The following is a 23,693-nucleotide window of genomic DNA, read 5'->3' on the forward strand; positions in this document are numbered from 1 at the left end:
GAGACAGGGCAATTTGCCGCAGACCGGGAGCCGGCCTTCGAACAGGGGGCCGGCTTCTTATTTTTCCTGTTAAAACAGGCCATTACAGATTGTGTTTTGTCAAAGCACGACATCCCGGCCGGCGAACCGGGGAAATCACCTTCCCTGGTGGTTCAATCCTGAGAAATTTCGTCTAGAACACGTGAACAAATCGACGATACGGGCGTATAGCTCGTGCATCTCTGGCAAAAGCCTTTCGGTTTACGCCCGACATGCGGAAAACAAAGAAGATGGAGCCTTTCCGCCCCTTATCTCAAACGGGAAAGCTCCTGCGCAACCAGTCCGAGTTTCAGGGTGTCATTCATGGCGACAGAACTATCCGCACTCCCCGCAAACCATCCCCGCATAACATTTGGCAAGGTTGGCGTCCTGCTCGTCAACCTTGGCACGCCGGATGGGACGGACTACTGGCCGATGCGCCGTTATCTGGCGGAGTTTCTGAGCGACAAGCGCGTGATCGAGTGGTCGCGTCTCTACTGGTATCCAATCCTGTACGGCATTGTCCTCAACAAGCGCCCGCAAAAGGTCGGCAAGGCCTATGAGGAAATCTGGAACCACGAGCACAATGAAAGCTATCTGCGCACCTATACGCGCAGCCAGGGCGAACTGATGGCGGAAGCGTTGAAGGATCTGCCCAATGTCGTCGTCGACTGGGCGATGCGCTACGGCCAACCCTCCATCGCCTCGAAAATCGACGCGCTGAAGGAGCAGGGCTGCGAAAAAATCCTGCTTTTCCCACTTTATCCGCAATATGCCGCATCGACCACGGCAACCGTGAACGACAAGGCTTTCGAACATCTGATGAAGCTGCGCTGGCAGCCTGCGTTGCGCACCGTACCGCCCTACCACGACGACCCGGCCTATATCGACGCGCTTGCCGCTTCCGTCAAAAACCATCTGGCGACGCTGGACTGGGAACCGGAGATGCTGATCACCTCTTTCCACGGCATTCCTCAGTCATACTTCCAAAAGGGCGATCCCTATTATTGTCATTGTCAGAAAACCGCCCGTCTGCTGCGACAGGCGCTGGGGCTGAACGAGAAGAATTTCATGATCACCTTCCAGTCGCGTTTCGGACCGGAAGAATGGCTGCAGCCCTATACCGACAAGACCGTGGAAAAGCTGGCCTCGGAGGGCATCAAGCGCATCGCCGTGATGAATCCCGGCTTCGTATCGGATTGTCTTGAGACACTGGAGGAAATTGCCGGTGAAGCCGGGGAAATCTTCCTACACAATGGCGGCGAGAAATTCACCCATATTCCGTGTCTGAACGACAGCGCCGAGGGAATGACCGTTCTCGAAAAGGTTGTAAGACGGGAGTTGCAAGGCTGGGTGTAATCTTGCCATAAGGTTGTTAGGGTAAATCCCCGACAGTTTCGATCCTTGGAGGGAAAGTGATGATTGCATTGGGCGGTTTCGACATCGTCGTCATAGCGGCGGTTGTTCTGGTTATTCTGGTGCTGTTTGCCGGCATCAAGACCGTGCCGCAGGGGCATCGTTACACGGTTGAACGGTTCGGGCGTTACACCCGCACGCTCGAGCCCGGCCTCAACCTCATCGTGCCGTTTTTCGAAAGCATCGGCTCGAAAATGAATGTGATGGAGCAGGTGCTCCATATACCGACACAGGAAGTCATCACCCGTGACAACGCCAGTGTCTCCGCCGATGCCGTCACCTTCTACCAGGTGCTCAACGCCGCACAGGCCGCTTACCAGATCGCCAATCTGGAAATGGCAATCGAAAACCTTACCATGACCAACATCCGTTCAGTGATGGGCTCCATGGATCTCGACGAGTTGCTGTCGAACCGCGATGCCATCAATGATCGCCTTCTGCGCGTGGTGGATGAGGCCGTGGGGCCGTGGGGCATCAAGGTCACCCGTATCGAGATCAAGGATATCGCGCCGCCGAAGGACCTCGTCGATTCCATGGCGCGGCAGATGAAGGCCGAGCGAGAAAAACGCGCGCAGGTGCTTGAGGCAGAAGGTGCCCGCAACGCCCAGATTCTGCGCGCGGAAGGCGCAAAGCAATCCGCCATTCTCGAAGCGGAAGGCCAGCGCGAGGCGGCATTCCGGGATGCCGAGGCGCGCGAGCGCCTCGCCGAAGCCGAAGCCAACGCGACCCGGATGGTGTCCGAGGCCATTGCCGCCGGCAACGTCCACGCCATCAACTATTTCGTCGCGCAGAAATATACTGAGGCGCTGGCAGAAATCGGTACCGCCAAGAATTCCAAGATCGTGCTGATGCCGATGGAGGCCTCGGCGCTGATAGGCTCGCTCGGCGGCATCGGCACGATTGCGAAAGAAGTGTTCGGCGACAGGGGCGATGCGCCGTCCGCTCCCGCACCGTCCCGCTCTGTGCCGCCCACGCGACCTTCCGGTCAGACGGTCAACGTCACCATTCCCGGCAATCCCTTCGGCTCTTCATCGGAGAAATAACGATGCTGCAACGGCTTGCCACTGATCTGGGACCATGGAGCTGGTGGATTGTCGGCTTCGTGCTTCTGGCTGCCGAACTCGTCGCTCCGGGCGTCTTCCTGATCTGGATCGGCCTTGCCGCGCTGGTCATCGGGGCATTTTCGCTGTTTTTATGGGATGCGGCCTATTGGGTCTGGCAATTGCAGCTGGTTCTGTTTGCCGCGCTCTCGGTCGCATTTGCCCTGCTCGGCCGTAAATATTTCGGCAGGAACAGGGACGCCTCCGATGAACCGTTCCTCAACCAGCGGGAGGCAAGTCTGGTCGGCCGCACCGCGACCCTGCAAGAGCCGATTGTCGAGGGGCGTGGCCGCATAAGACTGGACGATACGTGGTGGCCGGTGAATGGCGAGGACCTTCCCGCCGGAACCCGCGTCAGGATTTCTTCGGCACGCGGCCGCACGCTGACGATCGAACCGATAGACCGATAACAGGACGAACCGGCCTCAGGCCACGCCAATTCTCAACAGATCGTGGAAATGCACCAGCCCGATCGGTCGGTTATCATCATCGACCACGATCAGCGCGCCAATGTGGAACTTTTCAAGAGTAGCCAGCGCACTGGTCGCCAGAACCGATTTTTTGACCGTCTTCGGCGTGGAGGTCATGATGTCATCCACCGTCAATTCGGCGAGGTTGCGCGATAGGTTGCGCGCCATGTCGCCCTCGGTGACGATGCCGCATAGACGCCCATCCTCATCCAGAATGCCGACGCAGCCGAAATGTTTGCGAGCGAGAACGCCGACCGCTTCCGGCATGGCCGTTCCCCTGGCGACCAGAGGTACGCGGTCGCCGATATGCATGATATCGCCGACCAGCGTAAGGCTGGCACCCAGCTTGCCGCCGGGATGAAACACCCTGAAATCGCCGGCGGTGAAATTCCGTGCCTCCAGGAGCGCGACTGCCAGGGCATCGCCAAGCGCCAGCTGCATCAATGTGGAGGTCGTGGGTGCAAGGCCGAGCGGGCAGGCTTCCTGTTCATTGGGAATCAGAAGCACGATATCGGAGGCCTTCGCCAGCGATGAGGTCTCCGAACAGGTCAGTGCGATCAGTGGAATGGAAAAACGGCGCGAATAATTGATAATACTGCGCAGTTCCGCGCTTTCGCCGCCTTTTGAAATGGCCAGCACCACATCATCGCCGCCAATCATGCCCAGATCGCCGTGATTTGCCTCGGCCGCATGCACAAAAAAGGCAGGCGTTCCCGTGGAGGCGAAGGTGGCAGCAAGCTTGGCACCGATATGGCCGCTTTTTCCAACGCCAGTGATGATGAGTCGGCCATTCGACTGGCCGATGGTTTCGATCGCCTTGCAAAACGGCTCGGAAAGTCCGTTCCTCAAAGCATCCTCAAGGGCGGCAAGGCCAGCCCGCTCCACCGAAATCGTCCGCACAGCGGATTCGATGGCATTGTCTTCAACCAGTTTGACGGCGCGCGTAATCATGGCCGACTGTTACTCTTTCATCCGGAAGAAGTCCACTCTGCAGCCAGACAGCGCAGCTTTTTAGTGCCGCAGGTCCGGCGGAGAAATTTCCTCCATCGTTCCCAGCCGCTTGAAGGGGATATTCTCTTCATCGACCAGATACCGTCCGACCGTCCTTATCCACGACACCGAACCATCGTCGCGGCGAACGGCATATTCCTGATGGTAGAAGCTGGCAGCCTTCAGGGTGATCAACGCGGTTTCAATCACATTGTTTCGATGGTCGAGGTCCACCTTTTCGAGCATCTTGAAAATGCTGATGCCCTGCATCGCCTGCTTTAGCGGAATACCAAAAAGCTCAGCGCAGACCTCATCCAGATAGAATCGGTCGTTGGTAATATCCCAGCAATAAAAACCGACCTGCTTGATATTCAAAACGGGATTCATGAAACGACGCTGTCACACAAAATAAAAATCAACAGGATTTGCCAAGCAATAGAAAAACCAATTCCTTTAAATCATAGGGCGATTCCGTGCCAAATTGAAACGTTTAAATCTTATCATATTAGAAATATTTTGCATTGCGGCATGTTCTCCCCGGTCATCCGGCTGAAAGACATGCGAACCCGGCAAGTGACTGCAAGATACGCCGATTTTCCCGCGCCTGCCGAAGTGCTGAAACTCCGGTGATCTTTATCAACTGTTAACCATAAAAAACCTATTGTTAAAGCGATGTTAAAACGTGCGTCGTCTGTCTGGTCCCAGATTCTCCTACGTCATTTCATCGGCCTCCCATTCTTGAGGCCGGAGAGAAATGATCCGGCGAGCTTCGATCCGGCATCGGCCAAATTCGCCGGGTGAAGAGGAATGAATGTGAAGGGCGCCGCCACACGTCTGCCGACGTCGCGGAAAGCAGCAACCCTGTTGCTTGCCTGCACGCTTCTTTGCCCTGCCACGGGAAGCGCTTTTGCGCAGACGGCGACCACCGCTGCACCGTTATTGCCTGGCGCCACGACTGCCGGAGACGGAACCGTTGCGGCCCCCGCGGCGACGGGCACCGGCGCAGACGCGAGCACAGGCACAGCGCAGGCGACACCTGCGCCCGCGCCGCAACTCTGGCGTCCTTCGAACAATCCCGGCGACCCGATTTACGAGCAGCAGGACGAAGCGGGTCAAGCCTATGCCGACGCGGAGAACCCCTATGAACCGACGGTGGATGGCGGCGAAAATCCCCGAATAGCCACCGAACCCGGCCAGACCCCCGGCATCCGGCTCGGCACCTTCCTGCTGCGGCCTTCGATCAGCCAGACGATCAATACGGAAAAACAGACGAATACCGGCGGTCCCTCAAGACGCAACTATCTGACGACGGGCATACGCGGCACGCTCACAAGCGACTGGTCCCGTCACGCGCTGACGGTGACCGGCGATGGTGCCTGGGAAAGAAATTTCGGCGGCGACAAGGATGGCGAAGAGCCACGGGCGCGGATAGAGGCAGATCTGCGTCTTGATCTCGGTGAAGAGACAAGGGCCAACCTCAGGGCCGGCTACGAATTCAGCCGTGAAGACACAACGGACCCGAATGCCCTGACTGGCGCTGCCGTGCAGGGCGGTGAACATCGCTTCACCACCGGTGCGTCGATAGAGCGGGATTTCGGCAGGCTTCGCGGGCTGGCGGCGCTCGATCTGTCGCGCACAGTCTATACGGATGCGAAAGGTCTCGATGGAAGGCCGATCAGCCTTAGCGACCGCGACCAGAACAGCGCGAACCTGCGCGGACGCATCGGCTACGAACTGTCGCCGGCACTCATTCCCTTCCTGGAGCTGAATGCTGGCACAACCAAATATGACAGGCGTCTCGACAATTCGGGTTACGCCCGTTCTTCCAACTCCTATGGCGCCAAGATCGGGACGGAAGTCGACCTGGGCGAGAAGACTCGCGGCGAGGCCGCCATCGGTTATCTGCGCAAACAATATGATGACGACCGTCTCGCCGCCATCGACGCCCTGACGCTGGATGGCGAACTCAACTGGTCGCCCCAGCGCGGCACGAATGTCAATCTCGGCCTGCGCACGACGATTGAGGATTTTGCCGGCGGCCCGCAGGGCGGCTGGATCTCCTATCGGCTGGATGCCGGCCTGACCCACGAATTGCGCAGCAATCTGGTGGCGCGACTGACAGGGCAGATCGTGCATCGCACATTCCCCTCCTCCGACATGGAAAACGCCGTGGAATATACGGCCGGCGCCGGACTGACCTGGGGACTGAACCGCTATCTCGACCTGACTGCGGACGTCAGCTACCAGTGGACACCGGTCTATGACAGCAGCGAATTCCGCGTCGGCGCAGGACTTGTCCTCAAACGATAATCGCCAAACAAAAATCCCGGCGCGAAGGCCGGGATTTCTTTGGCTGTTGGTATCGATTACTTCAACCCGTCGATCAGGGTCTTGATCGGCTCTTCGATCGCCGGACGGATATCGGCGCGTTCAAGGGCGAAGGCGACGTTTGCGAGGATGAAGCCATCCTTGGCACCGCAATCGAAGGTCTGGCCACGGAAATGATAGCCGGAGAATTCCTGCGACTTGGCAAGCGTCAGCATGCCATCCGTCAGCTGGATTTCGTTGCCGGCACCGCGTTCCTGATTTTCAAGAATATCGAAAATCTCGGGCTGAAGGATGTAACGGCCGTTGATATAGAAATTCGACGGCGCCGTCCCCTTGGCCGGCTTTTCGACCATTTCGGTGATCTTGAAACCTTCGCCGACCGCATCGCCAACACCGACGATACCGTATTTATGTGTCTGGTCGGGAGCGCACTCCTGCACCGCGATGACATTGCCGGCGGTCTGGTCGTAGAGTTCGACCATGCCCTTCAGGCAGCTTTTCTGCGAATGCATGATCATGTCGGGCAAAAGCACGGCGAAAGGTTCATCGCCGACGATATCGCGCGCGCACCAGACCGCATGGCCAAGACCGAGCGGCACCTGCTGGCGCGTGAAGCTTGCCGTACCCGCCTTGGGCAGAAGGCCGGCCAGCAATGTCAGCTCGGCATTCTTGTTGCGCTCACGCAGCATCTGTTCGAGTTCAAATTGAATATCAAAATAATCTTCGATCACCGCCTTGCCGCGGCCAGTGACAAATACAAAATGCTCAATGCCTGCTTCCGCCGCCTCATCGACGACGTACTGAATGACCGGCTTGTCGACGACGGTGAGCATTTCTTTCGGAACCGCCTTGGTTGCGGGCAGGAAACGGGTGCCGAGGCCCGCGACCGGAAATACGGCCTTCCGAATTTTCTTCTGTTCTACCACATATCCCTCCTGAGAGATAAAACTTGATCACAATCCCCGCACGCTGTTGTTATTTCAAAAATAACAACGTTTTGTAAAGGGTGACGCTACCATCTATTAATGGTAAAGAATTTGTTGACGTTCTTTTGTTATCCATGATGACGCCCGATGCGTTTTCGCAATCGAAATGACATTCGAGAGAACGAAAGACTGACGATGACAAAGATGATCCTTTCAGATGTCCGCAAATTCGGCTGCATGATGGTTGCAGGTCTGGTGATCTCGCTGACACCCGTTTCGGCCCATGCCGATGCCGGATTCAGACAGTGGATCAACCAGTTCTACGCAACAGCCGCGAAAGAAGGCATTAGCAAGGCGACCTACCAGAAGGCCTTCGCCGGCGTCAGCGAACCGGACCCGGACGCGCTGCGCAAGGCGACCTTCCAGCCGGAATTCACCACGCAGATCTGGGATTATCTCGATTCCCGCGTCAACCCTTACACGGTACGGATCGGCCGTGAGATGAAGATGAAGCATGCGACAACCCTCAACTGGATCGAGCGCAACTTCAATGTCGACAAACACATCATTCTCGCGATCTGGTCGATGGAATCCAATTACGGCGCGGTTCTCGAAAAGCCGGAGCGGCTGCACAATATTCCGCAGGCTCTGGCCACGCTCGCCTATTCCGATCCCAAGCGCGCCAAATTCGCACGCACGCAGCTGATCGCCGCGCTCAAGATTCTCCAGGCGGGCGATGTGACGCCGAAGCAGCTGACGGGCTCCTGGGCCGGGGCGATGGGTCACACCCAATTCATTCCGACAAGCTACCTGCTTTACGCGGTGGATGCGGATGGCAACGGCAAGCGCGACATCTGGCACTCGGTTCCCGACGCGCTGGCGACCGCTGCCAATCTTCTTTCCAAGAACGGCTGGGAACCCGGCCGGACCTGGGGTTATGAAACCGCCGTGCCGCGTGGCGGCGCCCGCTATGAAGGCCAGACGAAGACCATTTCGGAATGGGCAAAGCTCGGCTTCACCCGTCCGAACGGTAAGAACTTCACCCGCGGTTCCGACCGCGCCATGCTGAAAATGCAGGGCGGGGCAAACGGTCCCGGCTTCCTGATGATGAAGAACTTCTTCACCATCAAGAAATACAACGCATCCGACAGCTATGCCTTGGCCGTCGGCCTGCTTGCGGATGAGATCGCCGGTTATGGTGGCATGCAGCAGAAATGGCCGCGCCCGGACGGCACGCTGGACATTCGTGAAAAATTCGAACTCCAGACCCGCATGAAGGAACTCGGTTATTACGACGGCGAGATCGACGGCAATTTCGGCTCCGGTTCGAAAGCCGCCATCAGCGCCATCCAGTCCCGCATGGGCATGGAAAATGACGGCCAGCCGTCGCAGCGATTGCTCAGAGCCCTGCGCAATTGATAATATGCCGGCAAATTCGGCGGCTTCCACCAATGCCGCCGAGCCACCCGGAAAGGTCGATGTCATGAGTACGAAGCCTCAGGTGAAGCGTGTTAAAGCAGGCTGGCGCGTCAGCGCCGTCATTCTTTCCGCTGCCCTCTGCGTGCCTCTCATTCCATCCGAGACCTTTGCCCAGGAACAGCGTCGCACGCTGTTTGAGATGCTGTTTGGCAAGCCGGTGGGCCGCGATGGCGCCTCCGGCCGCGAATACCAGCCCCGCAACCGGCGGGATTTTCCGGCCGCGCCGCGCGAAAGATCCGTCACACGCCCGCAACCCGCCCGAAAAGCCCCGTCGGTCGTACAGATGCGAACCGCAAAACCGGAACCCGCCGCCAAGCTTGAAAATGCAAGACGCGTTCTCGTTATCGGTGATTTCCTCGCCGGCGGCATGGGGGAGGAGCTGGTCAATGCCTTCGCCAGTTCGCCGGCAATCGCCGTTGATGTACGTGCGAACGGTTCTTCCGGCCTCGTCCGCACGGATTATTACGACTGGTTCGCCAATCTGCCGCAATTCATAACCGAGACCAATCCGGCCACCATCGTCATCATGATGGGATCGAACGACCGCCAGCAGATGCAGATCGGCGATGTCAGGGAAAAATTCGGCACTGACGTCTGGTTCAAGGAATATGAACGGCGGATCGACGAACTTCTGACCCTTGCGGGCCGTCCGAAAGTGCCGCTGCTCTGGGTTGGTCTGCCCGCCTTCCAGTCCCCCTCTCTCACGGCCGATCTCGTCGGCTTCAACCGGCTTTATCGCAGCCATGTCGAAAAATATGGCGGTGAATTCGTGGATGTGTGGGACGGTTTCGTCGATGAAGGCGGGAAATTCGTCATCACCGGTTATGACATGAACGGCCAGCAGGCCCGCCTGCGTGAGGCGGACGGCATCGGCATGACGCAGGCCGGCAAACGCAAGCTCGCTTTTTACGTCGAGAAATTCGTGCGCAGACATCTGGATAGCGCAGGCCCGGATCTCGTGAAACTGGACGGCAGCAACCTGCCGGCGCTCACCTCGCTGCCGGCACTCGGCATCGACGCCGGGCAGGTTCGCACGCAGCCAATCAGCCTGACCGATCCCAATCTCGATGGCGGCGACAAGCTGCTGGGTGACGCCCCTTTGACTGCCGGGCCTACACGCGTCTCGGTGGTTGAATCGCCGCGCGAGCGACTGACGAAGCGCGGCGAAATGGCCGATGCGCCGGCGGGCCGTATCGACGACTATCGCATCGTCCCAGATACCGCGCAGGCTCAGCAATAGTCGCTTCTTGCCTGCGTTGCAGACGGGAGAGGCGTAATGTTTAGGCAATCCGAAAATGGCAGGATGAGTGAAGCTCTGCAGGAATGCGGTCTTTAACCGCGTTTCCGTATGGCGATATTTCTTCGTCACTTCAACGAAGCCGTCATTTCATTTCACGCGCTCCCGCTCCGGGGAGGTGCGCCAGGACCCTGCCGAGACCAATTCATGCGCCTGCTGCTTGTTGAAGATGAACGCGAAATGGCAGCAGCCCTGTCCGCCGCGCTCCACCGGTTCGATATCATTGTGGATAATGTCGGCACGCTCGACCTTGCCCGCCATGCCATCATGGATGGCGTTCACGACCTAGTGGTGCTGGACCGGCAATTGCCCGATGGCGACGGTATCCAGCTTATTGAGGATCTGCGTCTCCTGCCCGTCACCCCGCCCGTCATCGTTTTGACGGCGCAGGGTGCGCTTGCCGACCGGGTAAAGGGACTGAACCTCGGCGCTGACGACTATCTGGCCAAGCCCTTCGCCGTGGAGGAACTACTCGCTCGTATCCGCGCCCTGATGCGACGACCGGCCAGTGCCGTGACGATGACGGCGAAACTGGGCAAGCTGGAATTTTGCTTCGAAACCCGTGAGGTCCGCATCGCCGGCGAATTTCTTGCCCTGACGAGACGCGAACTGCTTATCCTCGAGGCGCTCCTGCGGCGGCAGGGCAGAACGGTGCTGCGCTCGCTGCTTGAGGAAGCCGTCTATAATTTCGATGACGAAATCCAGTCCAACGCACTCGATTCCCATATTTCCCGTCTGCGCCGCAAACTGGCGGCAGCGGATGCGGGTGTCGAAGTTCACGGCATCCGGGGCGTCGGTTATCTCCTGAGGGCGGCAGCATGAAGCCGGCGAAGAGAAAATCGCTCAAGCGCCGCCTGACCATTCAGCTGCTGCTCTTCCAGATCGGCAGCCTTTTCATCGTCAGCGCCGCCTTTGTCGCCTACCTGTCGAGCGGTGGCGCAGGCAGCGCGCTGCTCAGCCCGCAGGCAGCCCAGATCACCGCCAACGCGCTCGTGCGGGACGAAAATGGCCGGCTGGTCCTGAAGGAAACGAATGAGTACGCCGAGTTGCGCAACACCACGCCCGATTTCTGGTTCGTTGCCGTCAGCGAAGCGGGGGAAATCATACAGGGCGGCCAGGTACCGGAAGCCTTCAGCAACATGGATCAGCAACTCAGCGACGTCAGGCTCTCCGACATACGCGATGCGGCATTGTCCTATTCCTATCTTGCCGTCGTGCGCATCGCCATCGTCCGCCGTGTTTCCGGGCCGGTAGGCGAATTCGCCATGATCGGCAAGGGCGGGCCCTTCAGCATGACATTTCCGGTATTGCTGTTTTCCAACATCCTGATCATGCCGATCCTCTTCATCATGTCTCTCGTCACGATCATCACCATTCCCTGGATCATCCGCAGGGAATTCCTCCCCCTGTCCGCCATCGCCCGCACGGCGGAAACGATCGATATCGACAAGCGCGGATACCGGTTGCCGGATGGCGATATTCCAAGAGAAGTGCAGCCGCTGGTGCACGCCGTCAACGGCGCGCTGAAACGGCTCGACGATGGTTACGAGCGGCACAAGCGCTTCATTCTCGACGCCGCCCATGAATTGCGAACTCCCGTCGCCATCCTCCAGACCCGCGTTGAAACGCTGCTGGAAGGCCCGTCACGAAACAGGATATTGGCCGATGCCAGCCGCATCGCGGTGCTGGCGGAACAATTGCTCGATCTGCAGCGCCTCGGCGGGCAGAAGGCCCCCCTCGTTCCGCTTGATCTCGTCGGCCTGTGCAGGTCGGTTGTGGCGGATATGGCGCCGCTTGCCATCTCTCAGGGATATAATCTCTCTTTCGAGCCGGAAGAGGAACCTATTCTCGCCCTTGCGGACGACGCCTCGCTGCAGCGTGCCCTTATGAATATCGTGCAGAATGCCATCGAACATGGCGGTAATCGCGGAACGATCACTGTAAAAGTCGCCGCGAACCGGGTGATCGACATATCCGATGAAGGCAACGGAATTCCCGAAGAAGACAGGGAACTGGTGTTCGACGCGTTCCACCGGCTGAGACCGAAGGACCGTGGCACCGGGCTTGGTCTCAATCTCGTTCAGGAAATCATTCGCTACCATAAGGGCGAGATCGCCATCAGTGATTCCTCTACCGGCGGCGCCTGTTTCCGCATCAGCCTTCCCTATTGCTGAGCATCTGTCGCCTGCCGGCAAAACTGCTTTTCGGGAAAGCCGCAATGCCGTTGCAATTCGCGGGCGCGATATTTCGCCCGTCCCCATGAATGCAACACCCTCAATCGCATTTCTGGTCGTCCAGTCAGACAAAGGGCCTGTTGTGTCCGCACAACAGGCCCTTTGTTCCGGTTCGTGTGGCTTGCGCCGCCTCAACCAGCGTCAGCGCGGCAATACGGTCGCGCCCATCAGTGCCTCGTCGATTGCCCGCGCAGCCTGACGGCCTTCGCGGATGGCCCAGACCACCAGCGACTGGCCACGGCGCACGTCACCCGCCGCCCACAGCTTGTCGACCGAGGTTTTGTAGTCCGTTTCGTTGGCGATCACGTTGGTGGAGCCGCGGCGGTCGGTGTTGAGCGTCAGCTTTCCGTCCATTTCCTTCAGCACGCTGTCCGTGAAGGGGCCGGAGAAGCCGATGGCGATGAAGGCGAGATCCGCCTTGATGATGAATTCCGTGCCGGCAATCGGCTTGCGGCGGTCATCCACCTGGCAGCACTTTACGCCGGTCAACACGCCGTCTTCGCCAACGAATTCGAGCGTCGCCACCTGAAACTCGCGGATGGCGCCTTCGGCCTGCGAGGACGAGGTGCGCATCTTGGTTGCCCAGAAGGGCCAGACCGCCAGCTTGTCTTCCTTTTCCGGCGGCATCGGGCGGATGTCGAGCTGTGTGACTTTCACCGCACCCTGACGGAAGGCTGTACCGACGCAGTCGGATGCGGTATCGCCGCCGCCGACCACGACGACATGCTTGCCGCCGGCAAGAATCGGATCGGCCGGCCAGCCGACGCTGTCGATGTTTTCGCGACCGACGCGGCGGTTCTGCTGCACGAGATAGGGCATGGCATCGTAAACGCCATGCAGATCGCCGCCGCCGATACCGGCCGGGCGCGGGGTTTCCGAACCACCGCAATAAAGCACGGCATCGTGGTCGGCGAGAAGCGCCTCCACCGTCACATCGACGCCGACATTGACGCCGCAATGGAAGGTGACGCCTTCGCCCTTGATCTGTTCGACACGGCGATCGATGAAGTTCTTCTCCATCTTGAAGTCGGGGATACCGTAACGCAACAGGCCGCCGGGCTTGGATTCGCGCTCATAGACATGAACCTCGTGGCCGGCGCGGCCAAGCTGCTGCGCCGCCGCCATGCCCGAAGGGCCGGAACCGATAATCGCGACTCGTCTGCCGGTATGGATCGTCGCCGGCTTCGGCACGATGAAGCCCAATTCATAAGCCTTGTCGGCAATCGCCTGTTCCACGGTCTTGATGGCAACAGGCGTATCTTCGAGGTTCAGCGTGCACGCTTCCTCGCAGGGCGCGGGACAGACGCGACCGGTAAATTCCGGGAAGTTGTTGGTGGAGTGCAGATTGCGGATCGCCTCCTCCCAATTGTTGTTATAGACCAGATCGTTCCAGTCGGGGATCTGGTTGTGCACGGGACAGCCGGTCGGGCCATGACAGTAGGGAATGCCGCAATCCATGCAACGCGCCGCCTGCTTCTGCACTTCGGCATCCGACATCGGAATGGTGAATTCGCGGAAATGGCGGATACGATCCGATGCGGGCTGATACTTGCCCACCTGCCGGTCGATCTCCAGAAAACCTGTAACCTTGCCCACGTTTATGTCCTCACATCAAAGCGGAGCGCCTGTCGGGCCCCAGTACCAGGTGGCGAAACCAAAAGCCGCCCCCAATACGATGAACTCAAATCCGGTCTCGCCGCTCGTCCAATAGATCGCCGTGGGAACGGCGACCGCGATCATCAGCGAGACCAGTTGGTGTAGTGTCCTCACGCGGCGGATTACTCCGCCGCCACGCCCATGCGCATGCGCTCCATTTCCTCAAGCGCACGGCGGTATTCCACCGGCATGACCTTGCGGAACTTCGGACGGAACTCGCTCCAGCGGTCGAGTATATCCTTGGCACGCGACGAGTTCGTGTAATGGAAGTGGTTGGAGATCAACTGGTAGAGGCGCTCCTCGTCGTGGCGCGTCATGTCCTCGGAAACGTCCACGCGTCCCTTGTGCATGAGGTCGCCGCCGTGATGGTGCAGCTTCTCCAGCATGTCGTCCTCTTCCGGAACCGGCTCCAGCTCGACCATGGCCATGTTGCAACGGGTGGCGAAATCGCCCTTTTCGTCGAGAACATAAGCCACGCCGCCGGACATGCCGGCTGCGAAGTTGCGGCCCGTTTCACCCAGAACAACGACGATGCCGCCGGTCATATATTCGCAACCGTGGTCGCCGACACCTTCGACAACCGCGACCGCGCCGGAGTTGCGCACCGCGAAACGCTCGCCAGCCACGCCACGGAAATAACACTCGCCGGTGATTGCGCCGTAAAGCACGGTATTACCGACGATGATCGAGTTTTCCGCCACGATACGGGTGTTTTCCGGCGGGCGCACGATGATGCGGCCACCCGAAAGGCCCTTGCCGACATAGTCGTTGCCGTCACCCACCAGATCGAAGGTGATGCCACGGGCGAGGAATGCGCCGAAGGACTGGCCCGCCGTGCCCTTGAGGGTGACGTGGATCGTATCGTCCTTCAGGCCCTTGTGACCCCAGCGCTTGGCAAGCGCACCCGACAGCATGGCGCCAGTGGAACGGTCGACGTTCTTGATCGGCACTTCGAAGACCACGGGCTCGCGGTTTTCGAGCGACGGCAGGGACTTCTCAATCAGCTTGCGGTCGAGAATGTCGTCGATCGGATGCTTCTGGCGCTCGGTCCAGAAGGTCGCTTCCTTGGGTGCCTCGACCTTGTGGAAGATGCGGCTGAAATCCAGCCCCTTGGCCTTCCAGTGCGCCAGCATCTCATCCTTTTCGAGCAACTCAGAAGCGCCGATGATCTCGTCCAGCTTGGTGACGCCAAGCGAGGCAAGGATTTCGCGCACTTCTTCGGCCACGAAGAAGAAATAGTTGATGACATGTTCCGGCGTGCCCTTGAAGCGCTTGCGCAGAACCGGGTCCTGCGTGGCAACACCCACCGGGCAGGTATTGAGATGGCACTTGCGCATCATGATGCAGCCCGCCGCAATCAGCGGCGCGGTGGCAAAGCCGAATTCATCCGCACCGAGCAGCGCGCCGATGATGACATCGCGGCCGGTCTTCAGGCCGCCATCCACCTGCAAAGCGACGCGCGAGCGAAGGCCGTTCAGCACCAGGGTCTGCTGGGTTTCGGCAAGGCCGATTTCCCATGGGGAACCAGCGTGCTTCAGCGAGGTGAGCGGCGAAGCGCCGGTGCCGCCATCAAAACCGGAAACGGTGATATGGTCGGCGCGCGCCTTGGCAACACCGGCAGCAACCGTGCCGACGCCGACTTCCGACACCAGCTTCACCGAAACATCGGCTTCCGGGTTGACGTTCTTCAGATCGTAGATCAGCTGCGCCAGATCTTCGATGGAATAGATATCGTGATGCGGCGGCGGCGAGATGAGGCCGACGCCCGGCGTGGAGTGACGGGTTTTGGCAACCGTCGCATCCACCTTGTGGCCGGGCAGCTGGCCGCCTTCGCCGGGCTTTGCACCCTGCGCCACCTTGATCTGCAGCATGTCGGCATTGACGAGATATTCCGTCGTCACACCGAAGCGTCCGGAAGCGATCTGCTTGATGGCGGAGCGCTCGGGGTTCGGCTTGCCGTTCAGAAGCGGCATGTAACGGTCGGATTCTTCGCCGCCCTCACCCGTGTTGGACTTGCCGCCGATACGGTTCATGGCGATTGCAAGCGTGGTGTGCGCCTCACGGCTGATCGAGCCGAAGGACATGGCACCTGTCGAGAAGCGTTTGACGATTTCGGCTGCCGGCTCGACTTCATCGATGGAAACCGGCTTGCGGCCGAGCGCTTCCGCCGACTTGACCTTGAACAGCCCGCGAATGGTGTTCATGCGCAGCGCCGTCTCATTCACCATGCCGGCGAATTCGCGGTAACGGTCCTGGCTGTTGCCGCGCACGGCGTGCTGCAACGAAGCAACAGCATCCGGCGTCCAGGCGTGGCTTTCGCCGCGCATGCGATAGGCATATTCGCCGCCGATATCGAGCGTGTTGGCAAGGATCGGGTCCTTGCCGAAGGCAGCCGTGTGGCGGGTTACGGTTTCTTCGGCAATCTCCGTCAGACCGACACCTTCGATGGAGGTGGCGGTGCCGAAGAAATACTTCTCGACGAACTCCGAGGAAAGGCCGATGGCGTCGAAAATCTGGGCGCCGCAATAGGACTGGTAGGTGGAAATGCCCATCTTGGACATGACCTTGAGGATGCCCTTACCAACCGCCTTGATGTAGCGATAGACGACTTCGTCGTCGGACACTTCCTTCGGGAAGGCGCCGTGCTTGTGCATGTCGAGCAGCGTATCGAAGGCGAGATAGGGATTGATCGCCTCGGCACCATAACCGGCCAGCAGGCAGAAATGGTGGATTTCGCGCGGCTCGCCGGTTTCCACCACGAGACCGACGGACGTGCGCAGACCCTTGCGGATCAGGTGGTGATGCACGGCAGCCGTCGCCAGAAGGGCGGGGATCGCAATGCGGTCCGGGCCGAGCTGGCGGTCGGAGAGAACGATGATGTTGTAACCGCCGCGGACGGCCGATTCCGCACGCTCGCACAGGCGCTCAAGCATCTCGGGCATGCCTTCGGCGCCGCGCTCCACATCATAGGTAAAGTCGAGCGTCTTGGTGTCGAAACGGTCTTCCGTGTGGCCGATGGAGCGGATCTTTTCCAGATCGCCATTGGTCAGGATCGGCTGGCGCACTTCCAGACGCTTGGCGCGGGCAGCACCCTCGTGATCGAGAATGTTCGGACGCGGACCGATGAAGGACACGAGGCTCATGACAAGTTCTTCGCGGATCGGGTCGATCGGCGGGTTCGTCACCTGCGCGAAGTTCTGCTTGAAATAGGTGTAGAGCAGCTTCGACTTGTCCGACATGGCCGAAATCGGCGTATCGGTGCCCATGGAGCCGATGGCTTCCTGACCGGTCGTCGCCATCGGCGACATCAGCAGCTTCGTATCTTCGCTGGTGTAGCCGAAGGCCTGCTGGCGGTCGAGCAGCGACACGTCGCGGCGCAGCGCACGCGGTTCCACCGGCTTCAGCTCTTCAAGGATAAGCTGCGTGCGGTCGAGCCAGGTGCGGTAAGGGTGCTTGGCGGCAAGCTCGTGCTTCACTTCCTCGTCGGAAACGATGGAGCCCTTTTCCATATCGATCAGCAGCATCTTGCCGGGCTGCAGGCGCCACTTCTTGACGATGCGCTCTTCCGGCACCGGCAACGTGCCGGCTTCCGACGCCATGATGATGCGGTCGTCATCGGTGACGAGATAACGCGCCGGGCGCAGGCCGTTGCGGTCGAGCGTCGCACCGATCTGCTTGCCATCGGTGAAGGCGACGGCGGCCGGGCCGTCCCACGGCTCCATCAGCGCTGCGTGATATTCGTAGAAGGCCTTGCGCTCGGCGGACATGGACTGGTTGCCGGCCCAGGCTTCCGGGATCAGCATCATCACGGCATGGGCCATGGAATAACCGCCGCGCACGAGGAATTCGAGCGCGTTGTCGAAGCATGCGGTATCCGACTGGCCTTCATAGGAAATCGGCCAGAGCTTGGAAATGTCGTCGCCGAACAGCACTGAGGACACCGACGCCTGACGCGCCGCCATCCAGTTGACGTTGCCGCGCAGCGTGTTGATTTCGCCGTTATGGGCGACCATTCGGTAGGGATGTGCCAGCTTCCAGGACGGGAAGGTGTTGGTCGAGAAGCGCTGGTGCACGAGGGCGACAGCGGATTCGAAACGCGGATCCGACAAGTCCTTGTAATAGGCGCCCACCTGATAGGCGAGGAACATGCCCTTGTAGACGATGGTCGAGGACGACAGCGAAACGGGGTAGAAATCCTGCGTTTCCTTGCCGCCACCCTCATCATAGATACGGTTGGAGAGCACCTTGCGGATCAGGAACAGCTTGCGCTCGAAATCGGGATTGGTCGCAGCCTCGCGGCCGGCGCCGATGAAGACTTGAACATGGTGCGGTTCGGTCGCTGCAATGTCCGGCGCCTTGGAGAGCGAGGCATTGTCGACGGGCACGTCGCGGAAACCGAGAAACTGCTGTCCCTCTTCACCGATCACGTCGACGATGACCTTCTTGTAGTGCTCGATGCGGGCCGGATCGCGCGGCATGAAAATGTGGCCGACAGCATATTCGCCGGCCTTCGGCAGCGTCACGCCCTGCGCCGCCATTTCCTCGCGGAAGAAACGGTCGGGAATCTGCACGAGAATGCCGGCACCATCGCCCATCAGCGGATCGGCGCCAACGGCGCCACGATGCGTGAGGTTTTCGAGGATGAACAGGCCGTCCTTGACGATCTGGTGCGACTTCTGACCCTTCATATGGGCAACGAAGCCGACGCCGCAGGCATCATGTTCATTGGCCGGATCGTAAAGACCCTGCCTTTCCGGCAAACCGCCCGCGAAACGCGCCTTCGCAGAAACGGGTGCGGCCGCAGCCGCGGTGGGACAGTCTGTGGTCAGGGTTGCGGCGGCGATTTCCGCCTGCGGCTTGTTCGTCATTTTTGTCCCTCCTGCAAAATTACTTGCACGGTTTCATGCGAAGATCCGGCTCGACACGAATTTTCGCTTCCCGCAAAATCCGCACTCAGGCCGGCTGGATCAAATTTAGGACAGCAAAGCTGTCTCAATTCCTGAGGATTTTGGCAGAAATGGGCGGAATTGGCAAGGGTGCGAATCCAATTAGTAAAGAGGTTGATGGCAGCGAAGTTTCGATACTGACCTATTGCGCGAAACTTTCTTGTCGCAAAACAGGTAGAGCCATTGCTTTCATTACCGGATTTGCCAATCGCGAGGTTAGGTCCTAGAACTTTTGCGACCACCAATTCACGCAGCCCAACACAGAACCTCAGCTATCGGAAAGCCTTCAGAGATGTTTTTTGCTTCAGACAATTGGGCTGGCGCCCATCCGGCCGTCAATGAGCGGCTTTCACGGGAATCCACCCGCTTTGCCGCCGCTTACGGCACCAGCGAACTCGATCTCTCCATCGAAAAACGTTTCAACGAGATATTCGAGCGCGAGGTTGCGGTGTTTTTCGTCGCCACCGGCACGGCGGCCAATTCGCTTTCGCTGGCCAGCATCGCCCGCGCCGGCGGCCTGACCTTCTGTCATTCCGAAGCGCATGTGATCGAGGATGAATGCGGCGCGCCTGACTTCTTCAGCGGCATGCGCATGGTCGCCGTCGAAGGTCCAAACGGCAAGATGCTGCCGGAAAATCTGATCGAGCGTATTGCGCGTTATCCGCAGGATGCCGTTCACCATGGCCGCGCCGCCGCCATCACCATGACGCAGGCAACCGAGGCCGGCACGGTCTATACGCTCGATGAAATCGACGCCATCGCCAGGATCGCCAAGGACAACGGCCTGCCACTGCATATGGATGGCGCGCGTTTTGCCAATGCGCTTGCCGCACTTGGCACCACGCCCGCTGAAATGACCTGGAAACGCGGCGTCGACGTCCTGTCTTTCGGCGGCACAAAAAACGGCTGCTGGTGCGCGGAAGCCATCGTCTTCTTCGATCCCTCGCTCGCCCGCGACTTCTCCTTCCTGCGCAAGCGCACGGCCCAGCTCTTTTCGAAATCGCGTTTCATCGCCGCGCAGTTCGAGGCCTATCTGCAGGACGACCTGTGGCTTGGTCTCGCCGGCCACGCCAATGCCATGGCCAACCGGCTGCGCGCCGGCTTCGGCTCGCTCAATAGCGCCCGCCTCGCCTGGCCGACACAGGCCAACGAAGTGTTCGCCATTCTGCCGAAAGCAGCCGCCGAAGCCGCAACGGCCAAGGGTGCGAAGTTCTATGACTGGCTGGAGCCGCGCGACATGCCGGAAAAGGTCGGCAAGGACGAAGTGCTGATCCGTATGGTCACCAGCTTTGCGACGACCGAGGCCGACGTGGATGAATTCCTGTCGATCTGCGCCTCTGTCTGACACAACATTTGAGGGCGCTCCATAACGGCGCCCTCAAACCTCCTGAAGCCGGTAGCCGACACCGGTTTCCGTCAGGATATAACGCGGCTGGTCCGGGATTTTTTCGATCTTCTGGCGGAGCTGGCGCACGTAAACCCGCAAATATTGCACGTCGGTCAACTCATCCCACGCATGCTCAAGTAAAAATCGGTGCGTCAGCACCTTGCCCGCATGCTGCACCAGAACCCGCAGAATATCATACTCCTTGGGCGAGAGTTTCACCTCCCGGTCCTCCACCTTGACGATGCGCCGGACGAGATCGACCGAAAGATCGCCGGTCTGAAATACCGGTCTTTCCCCCTGGCTCTGCAGGCGGTGGCGCAGGGCGACGCGGATGCGGGCGACAAGTTCGTTCATGCCGAAGGGCTTGCTGATGTAATCATCCGCCCCCAGTTCCAGTGCCTTGACGATACCCGCCTCATCCGTGCGGCTGGAGAGAATGATCACCGGCAACGCCAGTCCTTCGCCGCGCCATTTCGCCAGCAGATCATGCCCCGACATGTCAGGCAGGCCCAGATCGAGAACGACGAGATCGGGCTTGTCCTGCTCGACAAGCTCCATCGCCACCTTGGCATTCATGGCCTCGCTCACCGCATATCCCTGCGTCGACAGCCCCACCCGCAAAAGCTTGCGGATCGGCGGTTCATCGTCGACGATCAGAATGCGGACGGCGGCATTGGTCATTCCCGATCTCCTTCAACGGCATGGCGCGGCGCATCATCACCTGTTGCCGGCAATAGCGCCTTAATCATGATCCAGCACCGGCGTATCAGCGGGAACGGGCAGACCTATGGTAAATTGCGCGCCGCTGCGACCCGGCCTGTTCTCCGCGCGGATCGACCCGCCCATGGCCTCGATGAAACCCTTGCAGATGGACAGGCCAAGCCCCGTTCCGGCCTGCACATGGTCCGCCTTGCGCACCCGGTAGAAGCTGTCGAACACCCGCTCCGTATCGTCCGGGGGAATGCCCGGCCCCTCGTCGATGACGGACAGAAAGACATGTCTGCCCTGCCGCCATCCTCTGATCTCGATGGCCGTCTGTTCTGGAGCGTATTTGGCGGCATTATCGATGAGATTGAACAGAACCTGCTCGAACAGTACCGGATCGACCTTCAGCATCGGCAGATCGGAGGGAATATCCAGAACGATCTCGTGCCGGACGACGATTTTCGCCGCACGAGACAGCGCCGTACCGACCATGTCCCCCAGAAAATGCAACCCGTAATTCGGCTCCATCGCGCCCGAGCCGATCCTCGTCATATCGAGAAGATTGGAAATAAAGCGGTTCAGCCGTTCGGATTCCTCAACGATTGTCGACAGCAGCTCGGCGCGCGCATCGGGCGGGATATCCTCGGCAAAATCCTTAAGCGTTCCGGCCGAACCCAGAATGGCCGCAAGCGGCGTTTTCAGATCATGGGAAATGGAGGTAAGGAGCGCGGTGCGCAGCCGGTCGGTTTCCGCCGCAAGCCTTGCCCGATCAACATCCGAGACAAGCTGGATACGTTCAACGGCAAGGGCCGCCTGATCGGCCAGCGCATCGAAGAGCCGCTGCTGTTCGGGCGTCAAAAGCGGGCCGACCCGGTCGTCATCCAGCCCCACCACGCCGATGGCACCGCTGCCGGTGCGCAATGGCAGATAAAGGCGCTTGGCACCCGGCAGCGTATCCGCACCGCGGCCCGTGGGCTTGTTATGCTCCCATGCCCATTGCGCGGCAGCGATATCGGCATCCGCCAGCGTATCATCCGGCGGATAACCTGCCTTGACGGTTATCGTATTGTTCTCCGGCAAAAGCAGAACCACGCGCACCTTCAGCATCGACGCCATCTGGTAAGCGGTTGCCCACAACACATCATCCAGCGTGCCCGTGCCGGCCAGTTTTTTCGAAAACAGATAGAGGTCCTCGGTCGTTCGCGCCCTCGCCCGCGCCGATGCCGCCTGCCGCTGCACCGCGACGGCCAGATTGGAGGCAACCAAAGCCACCCCGAAATAAAACAGCAGCGCCACGACGCTGTCCGGCGCGCTTACCGTCAGCGTGTAACGCGGCTCCAGAAAGAAGAAATTGAAGGCGAAGGCGCCAAGTAGCGAGGCATAAAGTGCCGGCCCCAGCCCGCCGCGCACCGCGGCGGCCAGAACCGCCATCAGGAAGACCAGTGCCAGGTTCCGGACGTCGAGCATCTGGTCCAGCCCGATGCCGACAACGATAGCCACCGCCACCAGCAGCGTACTACTGAGATAGGCCTTGATCCGATTGCCAAGGCGCGGAGATGCCTGCTTTATCGTCGGCGCCGGCTTTTCCCCCGTCTTGTCGCCGGAAATGACGTGGACGCTGATATCGCCCGCATGGTCGATCAGTTCATGGGTGAGCGAGCGCTGGAACAGGCGCTGCCACCAGTTCTTTTTCGGACGACCGATGATAATGTGAGTGAAATTATTGGCGTTTGCATAGGCAATGATCTCGCGTGTCAGATCAAGTGCCGGCAGGGTTACCGTCTCGCCGCCCAGCTTCTCGGCAAGCCGCATGGTGCCGGCCAGCCGGTCCTTCTCCGCCTCCGATAATTGCTGCGAACGCGGCGTATCGAGATGCAGCGCCGTCCATGGCGCGCGCAGCCGGTCTGCCTGCCTTCGGGCATAACGCACCAAACCCGGGCCGTTGCCGCCGTGGTCGAGACAGACCAGAACCCGGTCTCCAGCGGCCCATGGTCCGGAAATGGCATGCGACTGCATGTGGTTGAGCAATTGCTCATCCACCCGTTGCGCCGTGCGTCGCAGTGCCAGTTCACGCAACGCCGTCAGGTTGCCGCGCGAGAAATAATTCTCGATGGCGCGCCGCGCGGTGCGGGGCATGTAGACCTTGCCATCCTGCAGGCGTTTCAGCAGATCATCGGGGGTGATGTCGATGATTTCGACATCGTCGGCCCTGTCGATGATGCTGTCAGGCACGGTTTCGCGGACGCGAATGCGGGTGATCTGCGCCACCACATCATTCAGGCTTTCGACATGCTGGATGTTCAGCGTCGTATAGACATCAATGCCCTGCGCGAGGATTTCCTGGACATCCATATAGCGCTTGGGGTGGCGGCTGCCGGCGGCATTGGTATGGGCAAGCTCATCGACCAGCACCAGAGCGGGGCGGCGGGCAAGAATGGCATCGAGATCCATCTCATCCAGCATCTGACCGCGATAATCGATGCGCTTGCGGGCGACCACCTCCAGCCCTTCGACCAGCGCCTCGGTTTCGCGGCGGCCATGGGTTTCCACGACGCCGATGATGGTGTCGACGCCATCCGCAAGCTTCGCACGGCCGGACATCAGCATTTCATAGGTCTTGCCGACGCCGGGGGCTGCGCCTAAAAAAATCTTCAACCGGCCCCGCGCCTCGCGCCGGGCATTCTCCAGCAGCGCATCGGGCGACGGTCGGCTCGGCATATTACTGATATCGTCAGGCATAT

17 protein-coding genes are annotated in these 23,693 nt (G+C 59.7%); 9 read left to right on the forward strand and 8 right to left on the reverse strand.

Annotated elements, in window-relative coordinates:
- The first annotated feature begins 342 nt into the window (after positions 1 to 342).
- The 3 genes from hemH to JZX88_RS15530 are packed head-to-tail and all read left to right on the forward strand — an operon-like array spanning position 343 to position 2,944.
- Positions 343 to 1,377 carry a ferrochelatase gene (hemH, locus tag JZX88_RS15520; protein WP_110758112.1) on the forward strand — a complete coding sequence of 345 codons (1,035 nt, stop codon included), beginning with the start codon at positions 343 to 345 and terminating at the stop codon, positions 1,375 to 1,377.
- A 59-nt stretch (positions 1,378 to 1,436) separates the two neighbouring features.
- Positions 1,437 to 2,477: an SPFH domain-containing protein gene (locus tag JZX88_RS15525; RefSeq protein ID WP_065117363.1), complete on the forward strand. Its 1,041-nt coding sequence runs from the start codon at positions 1,437 to 1,439 to the stop codon at positions 2,475 to 2,477.
- Between the two features lie 2 nt (positions 2,478 to 2,479).
- Positions 2,480 to 2,944 (forward strand): NfeD family protein, encoded by a 465-nt coding sequence (locus tag JZX88_RS15530; RefSeq protein ID WP_206914085.1) that lies wholly within the window; start codon positions 2,480 to 2,482, stop codon positions 2,942 to 2,944.
- Positions 2,945 to 2,959: 15 nt separating this feature from the next.
- On the opposite strand, the gene JZX88_RS15535 is transcribed toward JZX88_RS15530, so the two are convergent.
- Both JZX88_RS15535 and JZX88_RS15540 read right to left on the reverse strand, forming a co-directional pair.
- Complete coding sequence (locus JZX88_RS15535) at positions 2,960 to 3,955, reverse strand: SIS domain-containing protein (RefSeq protein WP_110758114.1); 996 nt, start codon at positions 3,953 to 3,955, stop codon at positions 2,960 to 2,962.
- Positions 3,956 to 4,015: 60 nt separating this feature from the next.
- Positions 4,016 to 4,381, reverse strand: a complete 366-nt coding sequence (locus JZX88_RS15540; protein ID WP_065117360.1) for a PAS domain-containing protein — start codon at positions 4,379 to 4,381, stop codon at positions 4,016 to 4,018.
- A gap of 420 nt (positions 4,382 to 4,801) precedes the next feature.
- On the opposite strand from JZX88_RS15540, the gene uppP reads away from it, so the two are divergent.
- Positions 4,802 to 6,304 (forward strand): polysaccharide biosynthesis protein UppP, encoded by a 1,503-nt coding sequence (gene uppP / locus JZX88_RS15545; protein ID WP_206914086.1) that lies wholly within the window; start codon positions 4,802 to 4,804, stop codon positions 6,302 to 6,304.
- 56 nt (positions 6,305 to 6,360) lie between these two features.
- On the opposite strand, the gene galU is transcribed toward uppP, so the two are convergent.
- On the reverse strand, positions 6,361 to 7,248 hold the full coding sequence (galU, locus tag JZX88_RS15550) for a UTP--glucose-1-phosphate uridylyltransferase GalU (protein ID WP_065117358.1): 888 nt from the start codon (positions 7,246 to 7,248) through the stop codon (positions 6,361 to 6,363).
- 195 nt (positions 7,249 to 7,443) lie between these two features.
- Between galU and JZX88_RS15555 the strand changes: the two genes are divergently transcribed.
- The 4 genes from JZX88_RS15555 to JZX88_RS15570 all read left to right on the forward strand — a co-directional run bounded on the left by JZX88_RS15555 (position 7,444) and on the right by JZX88_RS15570 (position 12,198).
- Complete coding sequence (locus JZX88_RS15555; RefSeq protein WP_110758351.1) at positions 7,444 to 8,667, forward strand: lytic murein transglycosylase; 1,224 nt, start codon at positions 7,444 to 7,446, stop codon at positions 8,665 to 8,667.
- A gap of 64 nt (positions 8,668 to 8,731) precedes the next feature.
- Positions 8,732 to 9,967 carry an SGNH family hydrolase gene (locus JZX88_RS15560; protein ID WP_206914087.1) on the forward strand — a complete coding sequence of 412 codons (1,236 nt, stop codon included), beginning with the start codon at positions 8,732 to 8,734 and terminating at the stop codon, positions 9,965 to 9,967.
- Between the two features lie 204 nt (positions 9,968 to 10,171).
- Positions 10,172 to 10,846, forward strand: coding sequence for a response regulator transcription factor (locus JZX88_RS15565; protein ID WP_065117356.1), 675 nt, complete (start codon positions 10,172 to 10,174; stop codon positions 10,844 to 10,846).
- Positions 10,843 to 12,198 carry a HAMP domain-containing sensor histidine kinase gene (locus JZX88_RS15570; protein ID WP_065117355.1) on the forward strand — a complete coding sequence of 452 codons (1,356 nt, stop codon included), beginning with the start codon at positions 10,843 to 10,845 and terminating at the stop codon, positions 12,196 to 12,198. Before JZX88_RS15565 ends, JZX88_RS15570 begins: the two co-directional genes overlap by 4 nt.
- A gap of 201 nt (positions 12,199 to 12,399) precedes the next feature.
- On the opposite strand, the gene JZX88_RS15575 is transcribed toward JZX88_RS15570, so the two are convergent.
- The 3 genes from JZX88_RS15575 to gltB are packed head-to-tail and all read right to left on the reverse strand — an operon-like array spanning position 12,400 to position 18,782.
- Positions 12,400 to 13,854: a glutamate synthase subunit beta gene (locus JZX88_RS15575; RefSeq protein WP_206914088.1), complete on the reverse strand. Its 1,455-nt coding sequence runs from the start codon at positions 13,852 to 13,854 to the stop codon at positions 12,400 to 12,402.
- A 15-nt stretch (positions 13,855 to 13,869) separates the two neighbouring features.
- On the reverse strand, positions 13,870 to 14,028 hold the full coding sequence (locus JZX88_RS15580) for a hypothetical protein (protein WP_161490922.1): 159 nt from the start codon (positions 14,026 to 14,028) through the stop codon (positions 13,870 to 13,872).
- Between the two features lie 8 nt (positions 14,029 to 14,036).
- Positions 14,037 to 18,782, reverse strand: a complete 4,746-nt coding sequence (gene gltB, locus JZX88_RS15585) for a glutamate synthase large subunit (RefSeq protein ID WP_206914089.1) — start codon at positions 18,780 to 18,782, stop codon at positions 14,037 to 14,039.
- 370 nt (positions 18,783 to 19,152) lie between these two features.
- Between gltB and JZX88_RS15590 the strand changes: the two genes are divergently transcribed.
- Positions 19,153 to 20,205 (forward strand): low specificity L-threonine aldolase, encoded by a 1,053-nt coding sequence (locus JZX88_RS15590; protein ID WP_142856329.1) that lies wholly within the window; start codon positions 19,153 to 19,155, stop codon positions 20,203 to 20,205.
- A 33-nt stretch (positions 20,206 to 20,238) separates the two neighbouring features.
- On the opposite strand, the gene JZX88_RS15595 is transcribed toward JZX88_RS15590, so the two are convergent.
- A complete protein-coding gene (locus JZX88_RS15595) occupies positions 20,239 to 20,928 on the reverse strand; it encodes a response regulator transcription factor (protein WP_065117352.1) in 690 nt (229 codons plus the stop codon).
- A 60-nt stretch (positions 20,929 to 20,988) separates the two neighbouring features.
- Complete coding sequence (locus tag JZX88_RS15600; protein ID WP_206914090.1) at positions 20,989 to 23,691, reverse strand: sensor histidine kinase KdpD; 2,703 nt, start codon at positions 23,689 to 23,691, stop codon at positions 20,989 to 20,991.
- Positions 23,692 to 23,693: the final 2 nt, after the last annotated feature.

The sequence above is a fragment of the Agrobacterium sp. OT33 genome, assembly GCF_017313365.1.
In the GTDB taxonomy this organism is placed as follows: domain Bacteria; phylum Pseudomonadota; class Alphaproteobacteria; order Rhizobiales; family Rhizobiaceae; genus Agrobacterium; species Agrobacterium rhizogenes_A.

Excerpts from the sequence above, each read along its gene's own strand:
- hemH (WP_110758112.1), top strand. The coding sequence starts at position 343 with ATGGCGACAGAACTATCCGCACTCCCCGCAAACCATCCCCGCATAACA.
- JZX88_RS15525 (WP_065117363.1), top strand. The coding sequence starts at position 1,437 with ATGATTGCATTGGGCGGTTTCGACATCGTCGTCATAGCGGCGGTTGTT.
- JZX88_RS15530 (WP_206914085.1), top strand. The coding sequence starts at position 2,480 with ATGCTGCAACGGCTTGCCACTGATCTGGGACCATGGAGCTGGTGGATT.
- JZX88_RS15535 (WP_110758114.1), bottom strand. The coding sequence starts at position 3,955 with ATGATTACGCGCGCCGTCAAACTGGTTGAAGACAATGCCATCGAATCC.
- JZX88_RS15540 (WP_065117360.1), bottom strand. The coding sequence starts at position 4,381 with ATGAATCCCGTTTTGAATATCAAGCAGGTCGGTTTTTATTGCTGGGAT.
- uppP (WP_206914086.1), top strand. The coding sequence starts at position 4,802 with ATGAATGTGAAGGGCGCCGCCACACGTCTGCCGACGTCGCGGAAAGCA.
- JZX88_RS15555 (WP_110758351.1), top strand. The coding sequence starts at position 7,444 with ATGACAAAGATGATCCTTTCAGATGTCCGCAAATTCGGCTGCATGATG.
- JZX88_RS15560 (WP_206914087.1), top strand. The coding sequence starts at position 8,732 with ATGAGTACGAAGCCTCAGGTGAAGCGTGTTAAAGCAGGCTGGCGCGTC.
- JZX88_RS15565 (WP_065117356.1), top strand. The coding sequence starts at position 10,172 with ATGCGCCTGCTGCTTGTTGAAGATGAACGCGAAATGGCAGCAGCCCTG.
- JZX88_RS15570 (WP_065117355.1), top strand. The coding sequence starts at position 10,843 with ATGAAGCCGGCGAAGAGAAAATCGCTCAAGCGCCGCCTGACCATTCAG.
- gltB (WP_206914089.1), bottom strand. The coding sequence starts at position 18,782 with ATGACGAACAAGCCGCAGGCGGAAATCGCCGCCGCAACCCTGACCACA.
- JZX88_RS15590 (WP_142856329.1), top strand. The coding sequence starts at position 19,153 with ATGTTTTTTGCTTCAGACAATTGGGCTGGCGCCCATCCGGCCGTCAAT.
- JZX88_RS15595 (WP_065117352.1), bottom strand. The coding sequence starts at position 20,928 with ATGACCAATGCCGCCGTCCGCATTCTGATCGTCGACGATGAACCGCCG.
- JZX88_RS15600 (WP_206914090.1), bottom strand. The coding sequence starts at position 23,691 with ATGCCTGACGATATCAGTAATATGCCGAGCCGACCGTCGCCCGATGCG.